The 14,697-nt window shown below is 44.3% G+C and carries 13 protein-coding genes; 11 read left to right on the top strand and 2 right to left on the bottom strand.

The genetic code is table 11. The features are described 5' to 3' along the window. Window positions 1–367: 367 nt before the first annotated feature. The gene (locus ACRN9H_RS04895; RefSeq protein WP_432312690.1) at window positions 368–1,270 is read left to right on the top strand and encodes a DUF4097 family beta strand repeat-containing protein; all 903 of its coding nucleotides are present in this window, start codon (window positions 368–370) and stop codon (window positions 1,268–1,270) included. 88 nt (window positions 1,271–1,358) lie between these two features. Here the strand turns inward: ACRN9H_RS04895 and rsuA are convergent, their stop codons facing one another. Further along, entirely contained in the window at window positions 1,359–2,111 is a 753-nt protein-coding gene (gene rsuA, locus ACRN9H_RS04900) for a 16S rRNA pseudouridine(516) synthase RsuA (RefSeq protein ID WP_432312691.1), read from the bottom strand. 65 nt (window positions 2,112–2,176) lie between these two features. Between rsuA and ACRN9H_RS04905 the strand changes: the two genes are divergently transcribed. The 6 genes from ACRN9H_RS04905 to ACRN9H_RS04930 all read left to right on the top strand — a co-directional run bounded on the left by ACRN9H_RS04905 (window position 2,177) and on the right by ACRN9H_RS04930 (window position 7,203). Beyond that, a complete protein-coding gene (locus ACRN9H_RS04905; protein ID WP_432312692.1) occupies window positions 2,177–2,731 on the top strand; it encodes a sugar O-acetyltransferase in 555 nt (184 codons plus the stop codon). A 261-nt stretch (window positions 2,732–2,992) separates the two neighbouring features. Continuing rightward, window positions 2,993–5,077: a M13 family metallopeptidase gene (locus ACRN9H_RS04910; RefSeq protein WP_432312693.1), complete on the top strand. Its 2,085-nt coding sequence runs from the start codon at window positions 2,993–2,995 to the stop codon at window positions 5,075–5,077. 45 nt (window positions 5,078–5,122) lie between these two features. Further along, a complete protein-coding gene (locus tag ACRN9H_RS04915) occupies window positions 5,123–5,272 on the top strand; it encodes a hypothetical protein (protein ID WP_432312694.1) in 150 nt (49 codons plus the stop codon). A gap of 33 nt (window positions 5,273–5,305) precedes the next feature. Continuing rightward, window positions 5,306–6,091, top strand: a complete 786-nt coding sequence (locus ACRN9H_RS04920; RefSeq protein WP_432312696.1) for a RelA/SpoT domain-containing protein — start codon at window positions 5,306–5,308, stop codon at window positions 6,089–6,091. Window positions 6,092–6,264: 173 nt separating this feature from the next. Beyond that, the gene (locus ACRN9H_RS04925) at window positions 6,265–6,672 is read left to right on the top strand and encodes an SMI1/KNR4 family protein (protein WP_011845817.1); all 408 of its coding nucleotides are present in this window, start codon (window positions 6,265–6,267) and stop codon (window positions 6,670–6,672) included. A 30-nt stretch (window positions 6,673–6,702) separates the two neighbouring features. Further along, complete coding sequence (locus ACRN9H_RS04930; protein WP_432312697.1) at window positions 6,703–7,203, top strand: DUF4447 family protein; 501 nt, start codon at window positions 6,703–6,705, stop codon at window positions 7,201–7,203. A 217-nt stretch (window positions 7,204–7,420) separates the two neighbouring features. On the opposite strand, the gene ACRN9H_RS04935 is transcribed toward ACRN9H_RS04930, so the two are convergent. Then, window positions 7,421–10,003: a TonB-dependent receptor gene (locus tag ACRN9H_RS04935; RefSeq protein WP_263187583.1), complete on the bottom strand. Its 2,583-nt coding sequence runs from the start codon at window positions 10,001–10,003 to the stop codon at window positions 7,421–7,423. 242 nt (window positions 10,004–10,245) lie between these two features. Here ACRN9H_RS04935 and ACRN9H_RS04940 point away from each other — a divergent pair, with 242 nt between their 5' ends. The 4 genes from ACRN9H_RS04940 to ACRN9H_RS04955 all read left to right on the top strand — a co-directional run bounded on the left by ACRN9H_RS04940 (window position 10,246) and on the right by ACRN9H_RS04955 (window position 14,674). Further along, a complete protein-coding gene (locus ACRN9H_RS04940) occupies window positions 10,246–10,785 on the top strand; it encodes a PH domain-containing protein (RefSeq protein ID WP_432312698.1) in 540 nt (179 codons plus the stop codon). Between the two features lie 125 nt (window positions 10,786–10,910). After that, window positions 10,911–12,182, top strand: coding sequence for an Nramp family divalent metal transporter (locus ACRN9H_RS04945; protein ID WP_432312699.1), 1,272 nt, complete (start codon window positions 10,911–10,913; stop codon window positions 12,180–12,182). A 67-nt stretch (window positions 12,183–12,249) separates the two neighbouring features. Further along, window positions 12,250–12,714 carry a DUF1456 family protein gene (locus ACRN9H_RS04950; RefSeq protein ID WP_246611737.1) on the top strand — a complete coding sequence of 155 codons (465 nt, stop codon included), beginning with the start codon at window positions 12,250–12,252 and terminating at the stop codon, window positions 12,712–12,714. A 271-nt stretch (window positions 12,715–12,985) separates the two neighbouring features. Further along, window positions 12,986–14,674 carry an NAD-dependent malic enzyme gene (locus tag ACRN9H_RS04955; protein ID WP_432312700.1) on the top strand — a complete coding sequence of 563 codons (1,689 nt, stop codon included), beginning with the start codon at window positions 12,986–12,988 and terminating at the stop codon, window positions 14,672–14,674. Window positions 14,675–14,697: the final 23 nt, after the last annotated feature.

Here is a 14,697-nt window from a genome sequence, read left to right on the forward strand (position 1 = left end):
ACCTTTTAGAGCAGCATCCGCTAAAAGCCAGTAAACCAACCAAGATAAGAAAGGCAGCATGGAATGACGATTTTAGGCGCGAGATTTTCTTTGGTTAAGAGATTTAACAAAGCTTAATCCCGCCCTGCTCCATTATTATGGCAGGATACTATGATGACCGCAGGGTTCCTGCCACTCGATAGCGCAATATTCGACTTCAAACGAATTATCTTAGTAAGCCAAGACAACACGGATTGACCAAGCATAACGAACAAATCCAACTAACAACTTTGCTCACTCTGGCTTTGGGTACTGCAACGTGAACTAGACCTCTTGCTATAGGCTCAAAAATTAACGACTTAAAACTCAATACAAGGAAACACGCCCTATGAGTCACCTCAATTTGACTAATACTAGCCTATTCATTTCGATGCTTTATTTAAGCCTGATAGCCAATGTGTTCGCAGCGCAAAGCATCGATAAAAAACTCAGCATAGGCCATGATGTTCAACTGCAAATAAAAGTCCAACGTGGGGATGTAACCATTCAAACTTGGGATAAAAACGAAGTCAGCGTTAGCGGTACATTGGATGAATTGAGCGAAGGTTTTATATTCGAGCAACAGGGAAATAATCTTAATATCGAAGACAAAATGCCCCGCCACTACAATAGCAAGATTAACACTGGCTCGCAGCTCACCATTAAAGTGCCAAAAACAGTAAAACTCAGTGCCGATACCGTCTCTGCTAATTTGCAACTCACGGACATAAAAGGTGAACTCGAGTTAAATACTATAAGTGGCAATATCAGCGCCGAAGCCGTTGACGGTAAAATCCAATTAGAAACCGTATCGGGCATGATTCAAGATACTGATAGTCAAGGTGAAATTAGCTATCGTCTCGTGAGCGGTGATTTAACTAGTCAATCTCGGGCCGAAAAGGTCACAATTGAACAGGTCTCTGGTGAAGTGAATGCAAACTTGAGTGTTGCCAAGGAAGTCACCCTCAAAACGGTCAGTGGCGACGTGCAAATATCACTGGCAAAAAATCTTACAAAAGCCAATTTAGACAGTGTTAGTGGCGATATTATGCTGACTTTTGTTGATATGCCCGATGCTAGCTTTGATTTAAATGGCGGCCCTAGTGGAAAAATCAATAACGCGTTAATCCAAGATAAGCCTGAAAAACAAAAATATGCACCACGTTCAGAGCTTGTATTCCAAACTGGCTCAGGCGCTGCCAAGGTAAAAATGAATACCATCAGTGGCGAACTGACACTAAAAAAGCGGTAATCACTCCAGCTTTTAGCACACAAAAATGCCGCCACGAGTAACACTCGGGCGGCATTGTTATATCAAGTTAGCGAACTTGAACGATAAATTAGACAGATGCGATTTCTTCAGCCGTCAAATATCGCCATTCACCCAGTGCTAAGGAGGGGTCTAATTCAATTTGCCCAATGCTTTCACGGTGCAAATCTGCCACGTGATTACCCACAGCGGCAAACATACGTTTCACTTGATGGTACTTACCTTCGGTGATGGTTAAGCGCACTAATTGCGGCTCAATAATCTCCAATAGCGCAGGCTTTGTTAAACCATCCTCACCGCGTAATTCAACACCCGCAGCAAATAGCGCAATTAAGCTAGCATCAACCGGATCGGCCAGTTGCACTAAGTAACGTTTGGCGCACTCTTTTTTAGGTGAGGTGACTTTGTGTGACCACTGGCCGTCAGTCGTGATGAGCACAAGCCCTGTGGTATCAGCATCTAAACGGCCGGCAATGTGCAAGGTTTCAGGCTTTGGTACATCGAGTAAACTCAATACCGAAGGATAGGTCTCATCAATCGTTGAGCAAATCGTATCGACTGGTTTATTAAGCATCAAATAACGCACGCCCACTAATGCTATCCGTTCGCCCTCAAGGCAAACGTGCATAGCTTCACTCACTTTAAAGCCCGAATCTTTAACAACCACACCATCGCAAGTAATGTCACCGCGATGCAGGGCTTTTTTCGCTAATGAGCGAGTTAGTGAGGTACTCTCACAGATAAATTTGTCTAAACGCACGTTAATACTCAACTTCAATAAAGAAAACTGCCATATTATGAGGCCGACCACTTCAAAGGGCAAAACATTGCTACTGCCAAGCGATGCCTCCAGTAAGAATTATTAGCTGTCGTTAAGGGAGAAATGACATGACAGAATACCAAAAGATGATCACTGGCCAAGAATATGATTGCTTTGCCGGCGAACTATTAAGTTTAAGAGCTCAGCAACAACGACTAAATCGACAATTAAATCAAATGATTGAGCAAGATAATCAAGATTACGCTCAACTCTGCCAACAACTCATTCCCCATAAATCATCAACGGCGACAATATCTACGCCTATTTTTATCAGTTACGGCCTCAACCTCACCCTTGCCGATAAGGTGTTTATTAATATGAATGTCACCTTGCAGGATAACGCGCCTATTGTGATTGGTGAACAAACGATGGTTGGCCCTAATGCCCAGTTTTACACCTCGAGTCATCCGCTTGATGCCAAGCTGCGTTGTTCAGGTTTAGAAACCGCAAAAGCCATTAACGTAGGTAAACGAGTATGGATTGGCGGCGGCGCAATCATAATGCCGGGAGTCAGTATTGGTGATGATGCGATTATCGGTGCTGGCGCCGTAGTGACAAAAAATGTCGCCGCGAAGAGCGTCGTGGTAGGTAATCCTGCTAAACCAATTAAGCAACTGAGCTAACCTATTTTAAAATGTCGGACTAAATGCTCGCTAACCTGAAATAGCTTGCATACGCTAGTGTTACCTAGAGTCATATCAATCATCTAATTGGTAACCTTTAGTTACATATGACTCAAGTTAATCCCACGATATAAAGAGTAATGATCTTGTTTCAACTCACACTAAAGCATTAACATACGATTCATTACGCCTGAAGCAATCCCATTTTGCCAAAATAACAGCCCCAATAATGGGCACAATAATAAACCCGAAGGAAACAACATGAGAAAAGTACTTATTGGGGGACTGTGTGCCTCACTTATCGCAGGCCTGACTGCCTGTAATGACAAGCCTGCCGAGGTTAAAGCACCTGAAACGGCTAAAACAGCCACCGCAGCGGCAGTAACTCAAGCACTAGGTTCTGGAATTGAATTTGCTAATTTTGATAAAGCGATTCGTCCACAAGACGACTTCTATAAATACGTTAACGGCACTTGGCTAAAAAATACTGAGATCCCAGCCGATCGCACTAGCATTGGCGCTTTCTACGATTTACGTGAAAAATCACGTGACGACGTAAAAGTCATTATCGAAGAAGTGGCTGCAACGCCCAATCTCGCCGTTGGTACAGACGAGCAAAAAGTGGCCGATTTATATCGTTCGTTTATGGATACAGAGACACTCAATAAACTGGGAGTCACACCAATCCAAGGCGAATTTGATGCTATTAATGCCTTAAAAGATAAGAATGAATTAGTGAAGTACTTCGCTCACAGCCAAATCGCTGGCGCGGGTACTCCAATAGCATTTTATATCGATATCGATGCGAAAAACTCTAGCCGTTACGCAACGCATCTCTATCAATATGGCCTAAGCCTGCCAGAAAAAGACTACTACTTTAACGAATCAGAACGCTTCGTTAATATCCGTAAGGCATATGTCGCCCATATCGAAAAAATGTTTACCCTTGCGGGTCTTGCTAACCCTAAAGCCAGTGCTGAAGCTATTTTAGCGTTAGAAACCGCCATTGCTGCTAAACATTGGGATGTGGTTGAAAACCGTGACAGCACGAAAACCTACAATCTATATCAAGTCAAAGATCTGCCAACACTGGCACCGGATATCGATTGGGCTGGCTACTTAGCTGCTCTTGGCGCTGACAAGCAAACCGATATCATCGTTAACCAACCTAGCTATATCCAAGGGTTAAACGAAGTTTTAAAAACGACTGAGTTAGCCACTTGGAAAACCTATATGCAATGGCAAGTGCTGACGCACGCGGCGAGCAATCTGAGTGAAGCGTTAGACAATGAAAACTTCGCTTTCTTCTCTAAAACCTTAAACGGTCAAGAAGAACAAGAACCTCGTTGGAAGCGTGGCGTTGCAGCCGTCAATGGCGTTCTTGGTGAAGTCGTGGGTAAAGTGTATGTCAAACGTCACTTCACTCCAGAAGCCAAAGACCGTATGCAAGCACTGGTTGAAAACCTGCGTGGTGCTTACGGCGACAGCATCAAAGAATTAGCTTGGATGAGCGACAGTACTAAAGTGGCTGCGGCGGATAAATTAGCAAAATTCAACCCGAAAATCGGTTACCCGAACAAGTGGGAAGATTACAGTAAGCTAACTATAAAGGCAGACGACTTAGTCGGTAACGCTATGCGTGCCAGCGAAGTTGAACATGCTAAATCATTAGCCAAACTGGGCGCACCAATCGATAAAGACGAATGGCACATGACGCCACAAACGGTTAACGCTTACTACAACCCAACCATGAACGAAATCGTCTTCCCTGCGGCAATTCTGCAACCACCATTCTTCAATTTGGCGGCTGATGATGCAGTCAACTACGGTGGTATTGGTGCGGTAATCGGCCACGAAATGGGCCATGGTTTTGACGATCAAGGTGCTAAGTTCGATGGCGAAGGCAACATGCGTGACTGGTGGACTGAGCAAGACTTGAAAGAGTTCTCTGCCCGCGGCCAAGCGCTGATTGCACAATACGACGGTTACTTTGTGTTTGACGATTTGCACGTCAACGGTGGTTTAACGCTAGGTGAGAATATTGGTGACTTGTCAGGTGTGACTATCGCTTATCGTGCTTATAAGAAATCGCTTAACGGTCAAGAAGCGCCGGTCATCGATGGCTTAACGGGCGATCAACGTTTCTTCATCGGCTTCACGCAAATTTGGCGCGCAAAAGCCAAAGAAGAAGCCATGCGTAACCGCGTAGCGACCGATCCACACTCACCTGCGGAATTCCGCGCACTGGGTGCACTATCTAACATGCCAGAGTTCTACACCACATATGATGTGAAACCCGGTGATGCTATGTATATCGCACCAGAAAAACGTGTAAAAATTTGGTAAGCCAGATTTAAATCGCCACTCGGCTGCATAAGCTGAGCAACAACAATGGCGCTCACTGTCACAGGTGGCGCCATTTTTATTTGGCTAAACTCCTCAATCCTGAGTGATGAATGTGAGCCCCATGCGCAAGATGAACAAGTCTTAATGATTGATTCAGCTTTAATTAAGCAAAAGAAGCCTATGGTGGATGGGTGACCTGTACAACTCACCCATAAGGAAGTAGGCCGCATGACTAAGTTATTTCGTACCTTTTTTATTTTTCTACTCTTATTATCGAGCCGCGCTGGTGTAGCAAATTCTCTCGACGTCAGTGACACAAAAACAGAACGTGGTAATTACAGTGCAAGACAGGCATCAAGCCACGATCTACAAGGTCTATACGCACTCAGCAGTCAGACCTTTGATGCGCCTCGTCAAACCTCGAATGACTTATCCGTTCTCCATCACCAAGCCTATGATGCTCAGGCTGAACTGGCTCAGTTGCTTACCCGAATTACCCATCATTCACAGACGCAAGTGATTATTCCTCCGGTGAAGAGTTATCAAAGAGCTGCCGATAAAGTGGCGACAAAATTTAACGGTGATGCCAGCCAAATTACCGACCTGGCAAGGGCAAGTATCGTGACCGACAGCATTCAAGATCTCATGCAGGCTTACCAAGCCTTGAACGAACAGACCCAAGTGGTGAAGCAAAAGAACCGCTTTGCCGAACCCAAAGCATCTGGCTATCGCGATCTCAACTTGCTGGTACGTTTACCCCAATCGGGCATGATTGCCGAGGTGCAATTGCATTTGCAGGATATCGCCGATATCAAAAACGGCCCAGAGCACAAGGTATATGAAAAAGTGCAGACGATTGAAGCTAATGCCCGTAAACAGCAAAGGTTACTCAGTGAGTTTGAACTCGCGCAGATTGCTAAATTACGACAAGAATCACACAAGCTGTACCACAAAGCATGGCTTAACTATAAACGGGTCGATGAAGCCAGCTTATTAAGAGTCTCAGTCGCTTAACCCGCAATCGTTTCCACTGTTGCGCTGGTCTCCCGCAAAGGTGCCAGCGCTTTTTTTATATTTACAGTGCCTAAAAAATCATCTTAAAAATAAGCTGAAAAAAGCACTCTCTCGCATCGAACGTCTTTTTAAGTATATAATCCCGCGCCATAGCCCTATCAGCAGGAAATGCCATGCACGACATTATTGAGCAACTCCAAGAACGCAGCGAAACTGTGCCAGTGCCACTCGAATTACCCACATTTGAGCAGCTCGTCGAAGTCGAAGAGCAAATCCTGATTTCATTGCCAAGGGAGCTAAAAGAATACCTGTTGTATGCCAGTGATGTGATTTACGGCACGATAGAGCCAGTAACAGCATCGGATCCCTACTCGCACACCTATCTACCTGAAGTCACTTGCTATGCTTGGTCTATTGGCATGCCAAGGGACATGATTGCCATTTGTCAGCAGGGCGATGCCTTTTACTGTATCGACCAAGATGGCCAAGTGCATTTCTGGAAAAACGGCGGCTTTACCGATATCTATTGGGAGTCGTTCTGGGAATGGGTTGAAGAAATCTGGCTAAAGATTAAATACTAATTTTACTTTCACTGCATTGAGAACACGATTATGTCTAAAAACATTGGCTTGAATGCCATCGAAATGAGCTACTTACGCCAATCATTGAGCTTAAGTGCGGCTCAAGTTGGCACGCTAACTAACCATAGCGAAGCCGATGTATTAGCCTGGGAAAGTAGCGAACAAGCGGCACCTGAGCTGGCGCAAAAGAAACTGCTTGATATTGATGACATCATTGAGATGCAAGTGCTTAACACCTGCGATGGTATCGAAGAACTATTTAAGAAAGAACCTAAGCGTCACTTAGCCTTCGTGGTCTACCCCACTCAAGCGGTTTACACACAATACAACCCCGAATTCTTAAGTTCACTACCTTTTACTGAGCTGTACAACACGGCAGCTTGGCGCATCAAGAAAGAGTGCAAACTGGTCTTAGAAGTCGATGTGAGCTTAGTCGCACTGGACGTGGAGGCCTATAAAGCCTTCCGTGAACCGACCAAAATGAGCGAAAGCCGCGAAAGTCGTGCTAAATGGGCCGCTACGCAGCTTTAATTCAGACCTATACAACACTAAAAAGCAGCAATCATGCTGCTTTTTTATATCTAACATAAATTGTCAGATAAGTTATTCGTTATTAATGGATTTCATAGCAAACTAATTTTTATGAAAATCTGTATTTTACGCTATAAGTTGCAATGTATATTGCTCTGCATACAAAAACGGCGCCTTTAATCGGCGCCGTTTAACATTAAGATCTTTGATTCATCATTTAGAAATTCATGGTGAATTTAGTGTAAACGTAGCGTCCCATTGGGTTATGTACTGAAATCACATAGCCGTAAAGGTCAGTATCACCATCACCAATGGCAAATGGTGGCTCTTCGTCAAAGACGTTGTTCACGCCTAAAGTGAGCTTGAACATGTCATTGAAGCGGTAAGTACCTGACATATCTACCAACAATTGCGCATCAATAGTACGCGACTTATTGCTTTCAAAATCGAGTACACCATCAAAATCGATATCGGGAGTATCTTCAAACTCACCGATATAACTTAGATTAATGTTGGCGCCAAAGTTGTCCATAGTCCAGTTAGTAGTGAGTAACCAACGATGTTGAGGAAACTTATATTCGCCAGTGTAATCTAAGCCGTCTTTTTCGAAGTTATGTAAGTAACTGTACTCTAGACCGAATTTTAAATCGCCATAGCTATCTAGCTCAAAACCATAATGGCTAGATACGTCCATCCCTTGTACATCTTGAGAGCTTAAGTTTACAAAGCTTGAATGGATGATACTAATCGGACCTAGAGTTTGCCCCGCCTGCGGTGTTAAACGCTCACACACAGTGCTACTTTGATCGTTACAATTTGCAGTATAGATATCGCCTAATGGTTGTTTATCAATTTTGTTATCTTGCGTAATGCTAAAGATATCAAAACCCACATCAAACTTCTGGCTTGGTGCCCAGATCATACCAACGTTCCACGTCTCAGACTCTTCAGCATCAAGATCTGAGTTGCCTTCAAATTCAGTGTTGTAATCTAAAGCCTCACAATCCACATTATCGGCAGCGCAGCGGTAAGTATCTATAAAGAAACTACTTTCACGAGATGGACCTAGGCCAATTTGTGCTAAAGATGGTGCACGAAAACCCGTAGACCAAGAAGCGCGAGCTGTTAACTCATCAGACACGCCCCATTGGAAAGCAACCTTAGGGTTAGTCGTTGAACCAAAATCACTGTAATGGTCATATCGACCCGCTAGTTGCAGTTCGAAGTTATCGGTTATCGGAATAGATAATTCCATATAAGCCGCATATTGCTCACGGGATGCTGCAGCAGAAACCGCCTCAGTACCAAAAATCAATCCACGTTGGAATTGCTCATCCGGCACATCACTTACATCTTCTTCGCGATATTCAGCTCCGGCCGCCATCATAATGTCGCGACCACCTAGGGTAAACGCTTGACCAGAGATATTAGCCGCATAAGACGTCATATTCGACAGGCCTTGGCGCACTAAGCTAGTCGTAATGGCATCAATCACTTCTGGTGAGTTAATCGCGCCACCAAATGGGTTATAACGACCGGCATCAATTTCACGTTGTAAGTAATCGGTTCTTACCCAACCTTGGCTACGATCACCCGTTTGAGTTGACTCACTACGACCTTTTTGAACAGAAGCTTCCCAATCCCACTCCTTTACGACACCACGTAAACCCGCCACTAAACGTAAGCTGTCAGATTCGATATCCCAACGTCGCGCGCCCGCATCAACGGTACGAAAACGGCCGATTTCAATATCTTTGCCCCAAGGATTATTTGGGTGACTACCGGGAACCGTTAATCCAGCATCTTCATCAAGAGGCGTTGGTGCACCGCCCGCTTCTGAGGTGTTGTGCTGAGCCGCTAATTCAAGGAAGGCAGTTAAATCATCATTGAAATGGTAATCAAATTGACCAATAGCACCGACACGTTCAGCGGATGGGATCACCAAGTTATATGAACCATATTCAAATAAACAACTGCCGCTCGCAGTTGCACTATCAGCAGGACAAGCTGGATCGATGGTTTTCACCCCATCTACATAGAAATAACCAGGGAAACCACGGGAAGATCTAAAGTCCTCACCCCCATAAGGTGATTGGTTTGAAACCCCAAAACGGCCTAAGTCAGTTGCAGCCAAAGTATCATTTTTAAAATAATCGAGAATAATCGATGCATTGCCTTTTTCGGACTTAGTTCCCCATACGACACTCGCGGTTTTTTCGCCATAATCCGTACCAGAGCTGTCGCCTAAACCAAGGCTGACCTCAATGCCTTCAATGTCTTTTTTGAGGATAATGTTAACCACACCCGCAATAGCATCAGAGCCATAAATAGCCGATGCACCGTCCTTAAGAATGTCGATACGTTCGATAGCTGAAACGGGAATATTATTGATATCAACAAATGAATTAGTAATGCCTTCGGCAAAAGCACTCGCCGCAACACGGCGGCCGTTAATCAAGACTAAGGTCGCATCAGGGCCTAAGCCACGTAAACTAATGGATGCACCACCGTTAGCCGTAGAATCTTGACTGTTTCCTCGGGTAGAAAACGCGCCAGCACCGTTCGCCGGCATACGCTCGAGTAATTGCTGTAAATTATCAAATCCCATATTAGCAATATCGTCTTTGCTAATGGATTGAATCGGTGATGGGCCTTCGATATCGGTACGTTTAATACGAGAGCCTGTTACTTCAATACGTTCAACTTTTTCAACACCGTCAGCGGCTTGGACTACTGTAGGGGCTAATGACATAGCAATGGCAATGGCACAAGCACTGGGTAAAATCTGAGGTCTTTTCATACACATCCCTTGTTTTAATTATTTTATAAAACCAAAGTTAACTTTTATTTAACTTTAAATTAACAACAAGTAAGATAATGAGTTACAAGAGAAAGTCAATCAGATAAAAGTAGAAGTGATACTTTTATTACATGTTAAAACAGGACACGTTCTCTACTAACAAACTGAGAAAGAACTCAGAGCCTTTAAGTGATATCTGGTCGTAAATCATCATATTTTAATAACGAGAATAAAGAGGTCGTATGCAAGAAAGTATTATTCATCAAGCGGAGTTTGAAGCTAATTTAGGCTGGTATTGGTTGCTTTCTGGGGCCGCTTATTTCAGCCTCAGCATAGTCGGTATTCCTTTGTTATTGCTTTGGTTTCCGATAGGACTGTGGGGGACTCGCCGTTATATTAGTAATATGAGTGCCCAGCTCACCAGTAATAAGTTGATTGTGTGCCGTGGAATATTAACTCGTACCGAAAACACTGTACCTTTGGATAAAATTACCGATATGGCATTGATCCAAGGCCCAATTATGCGTCTATTTGGGCTACATAAACTCACGGTAGAAACCGCAGGGCAATCGGGCACTGGCGCCTTGATAAGCTTAATTGGCATTGTTGATGCGCCCCAGTTTAGAACCCGCGTATTAGAACAAAAAGAACGTCTTGCTCAGACATTGCATCCAACAATTCCCTCGGTGCAGCCTGATAATGCGTTATTACAAAACGTTGTGGAGATGGCTGCAAGCCTAAAACGCATTGAAGCCTTGCTCAGCCAAAAATTAAACGGATAAATTGAATAAAACGACTTTGAGTGTCATCACTTTACCTTTAAGGTTGGGCCACTAACCCAGCATGAGCGCAGCGGCGCTTATTCCAATCCTAAGATTAATTTTCAACAGGTATTTTTGATAACGATATGACTGAATCCTCGGTAACTTCTCCTTCATCCTCTTGGATGACACACCTGACTCTGGGCATTAAAGCCATGGGGCCAGGCATTCTTATGGCCGCAGCAGCAATTGGCGCATCCCATTTAGTTGCCTCCACTCGGGCGGGCGCCGAATTTGGCTGGCAATTAGCTTGGGTTATTTTAGGGGTTAATTTACTTAAGTATCCCTTCTTTGCCGCAGGCGCACGCTACACCGCTGCCACAGGGGAAAGTTTACTACACGGCTATCTTAAACAAGGCCGAGGTTACTTACAGCTATTTACCGGACTGAATGTCATCGCCGCTGTTGCTAGCACGGCAGGGGTTTGCATGCTAACCGCTGCTATGTTGACTCAATTTATCCCGCTTCCTATCGATTGGTTAGCGCTGTTGGTCTTGTTGAGCTCATTGGCTTTATTAATTTTAGGGCATTATCAATTACTCGATAAACTCACTAAAATCATCATGTTTGTTCTAACACTTACCACATTAATTGCTGTTGCCTTGGCTTGGGATCATGCTCAGCCATTAGCGAGCAATTTTGTCTCTCCTTCACCTTGGCAATGGGCCCATGTGGGATTTCTGGTCGCCATGATGGGTTGGATGCCAGCACCGATTGAAGTCAGCGCTTGGAATTCTCTCTGGTTGCTCGAAAAACAAAAAAGCCAGACGGTCACGAAAGCGCAGGCACTGCTCGACTTTAACTTAGGCTACATCATCACAGCAGTCCTCGCGATCGTGTTTTTGTCATTGGGCGCCTTAGTGATGCACGGCAGCGGCGAACACTTTTTAGATTCCGGCGCGCAGTTTGCTAATCAATTGATTAATCTTTACAGCCAAGTGATGAGCGGCGAGAGTCGTTATCTTATTGGTATTGTGGCATTTCTGTGTATTTTCAGCACAACAGTAACAGTGATCGATGGCTATAGCCGTACCTTAGATATGGGCTGGCAGTTACTCACCTTAAAGACCAGTTCAGACAAACGTCTCACAGGGATCATGCTCGCTATCAGTGCCTTTAGCTTATTGCTGATCCTCTTCTTTAAAGGCGCACTGTTACCGCTACTCGAGTTTGTTATGATCTTGGCCTTTATGACCACAGTCATTTTTGCTTGGTTAAACTACCGTCTAATGACCAGTCGCCAGCTCCCCAAAGCCGATAGATACGGCGCGAAGATGAAGCTACTATCTTGGTTTGGCCTGAGTTATTTACTGATTTTTGCTGCACTTTTTGTTTATTGGTATGCTTTTATTAAATAAACCCATTAATTTGAGAGTATAATAGCCGCTCTTAAACCAGACAGCGCAGCCGCGCCAAGAGATGACCATGATTAATAATGATATTTTGCGCCGTTTGCGCTTCGTGTTTGATTTTAGCAATGCAAAAATGATTAAAATTTTTGCCAAAGCTGGAAGAGAAGTGCCTGTCGAAGAGATAATTGATCTTCTACGTAAAGAAGAGGAAGAAGGTTATAAAGCTTGTAACGACACGACCTTATGTCAGTTTTTAGATGGTCTTATCATCGAAAAACGTGGTTTACGTGAAGGGGCTGAAATTCCAGCACCTGTTGCACGTTTAAATAACAACTTAATCTTCAAAAAGCTCAGAGTTGCCCTCGAAATGCGTGAAGAGGATATTGTTGCCGTATTGACCTTAGCCGAAGTGCAAATGGCAAAGTCTGAACTCAGCGCTCTGTTCCGTAATCCAGAACACAAAAACTTTAAAGAGTGTGGCGATCAAATCCTGCGTAACTTTGTTCGCGGTTTATCGCTCAAATACCGCGGCGTTTAACGCTAGGCTTTAAGCTGGCTGAATAAGCCACGCGCTTTTAACATCAAACGCAGCTAAGGCTGCGTTTTTTATATTTAGTTTCACCCAAGCAATAACGCCCTCTTAATGCCTCATCTCATGAGCTTTTTTGTTTAAAACAGCCCACTTCTTGATTACTGCAAAAAAATGACAAATACCTTGCTCATCGGACAACAAAGATCACGTTTCATGATAACCTTACGTGACTTACAGCACGTATCGAACCACTTAAACAATAACTAAAAGGTTACCCATGGACGATAATAAACGCCCCCTCTATCTTCCGTTTGCAGGACCAGCCATTCTTGAAGCCCCGCTAATTAACAAGGGCAGTGCATTTTCTGAAGAAGAGCGTATTTTCTTTAATCTCGAAGGCTTAGTACCCTATGCCATTGAAACGATTGAGGAGCAAGCTTCTCGCGGCTACGACCAGTTTAGAAGTTTCACTAACGATCTCGATAAACATATCTACCTACGTAACATTCAAGATACTAACGAAACGCTATTTTATCGTTTAGTACAAAATAATATCAGTGAGATGATGCCGATCATCTACACCCCGACTGTCGGCTTGGCTTGTGAACGCTTCTCGAAAAACTATCGCCGCAATCGTGGTTTATTTATCTCCTATCCAAACAAAGATAGAATTGATGACATCCTCAATAACTCCACTCGCCAAAAAGTAAAAATTATCGTTGTTACCGACGGTGAACGCATTTTAGGCCTTGGCGACCAAGGGATTGGCGGCATGGGTATCCCTATCGGTAAGCTATCACTCTACACCAGTTGTGGCGGCATAAGCCCAGCCTATACTTTGCCGATCACCTTAGATGTCGGTACCGATAACCAGCAACTGTTAGATGATCCTATGTATATGGGCTGGCGCCATCCGCGCATCGGCGGCGAAGAGTACGCCGAATTTATCGAAGCCTTTATGCAAGCTGTACACGTTCGTTGGCCAGATACACTGATCCAATTTGAAGACTTTGCTCAAAAGAATGCCATGCCGCTGTTAGAGCGATATAAAGATCGCTATTGCTGCTTTAACGATGATATTCAAGGTACAGCTGCGGTGGCAGTAGGTTGTTTACTCGCCGCTTGTAAAGCTGCTGGCACAGAATTAAATCAACAACGTATCGCTTTTCTCGGTGCGGGTAGCGCCGGTTGTGGTATCGCCGAAGCTATTGTGGCGCAAATGGTGTTAGAAGGCATCAGCGATGAACAAGCTCGCACGCAAGTGTGTATGGTTGACCGTTGGGGCTTATTGTTAGACAACATGCCTAACCTATTACCCTTCCAGCAAAAGTTAGCGCAAAAATGTAATGATATTCAAAACTGGAGCAATTTCAGCGATAATATTTCGCTGCTCGATGTGGTCCACAACATTAAGCCAACCGTCCTTATTGGCGTATCTGGCGTGCCGGGTCTATTCACCGAAGAAATTATTCGCGCTATGCACAGCCATTGTGTTCGGCCGATTATTTTCCCCATGTCAAACCCCACTAGCCGTGTTGAAGCAACACCTAAAGACATCTTACATTGGACGTCTGGCCAAGCATTAGTGGCTACGGGTAGCCCGTTCGAGCCTGTGATTGTTGATGGTGAAACCTTTGAGATTGCCCAGTGTAATAATAGCTTTATCTTCCCAGGTATTGGCTTAGGGGTTTTAGCCTCGGGTGCACGCCATGTGTCTGATGCCATGTTAATGGCTTCAAGCCGTGCATTAGCAGAGTGCTCACCACTGGCAATTGATGGTACGGGTCCATTACTGCCAAAACTTGAAGATATCCATGCAGTAAGTAAACATATCGCCTTTGCTGTTGGTAAAGTGGCGGTAGAGCAAGGTTTAACGCTGCCAATGAGCGATGAGATATTGCAGCAATCAATTGAAGGCAATTTCTGGAGTCCAGAATACCGTCGTTATAAACGCACCTCATTCTAACCATCTGTTTGTTCCCGCTTAAG

This window comes from Shewanella sp. MF08487, assembly GCF_050848685.1.
Taxonomy (GTDB): Bacteria; Pseudomonadota; Gammaproteobacteria; order Enterobacterales; family Shewanellaceae; genus Shewanella; species Shewanella glacialipiscicola.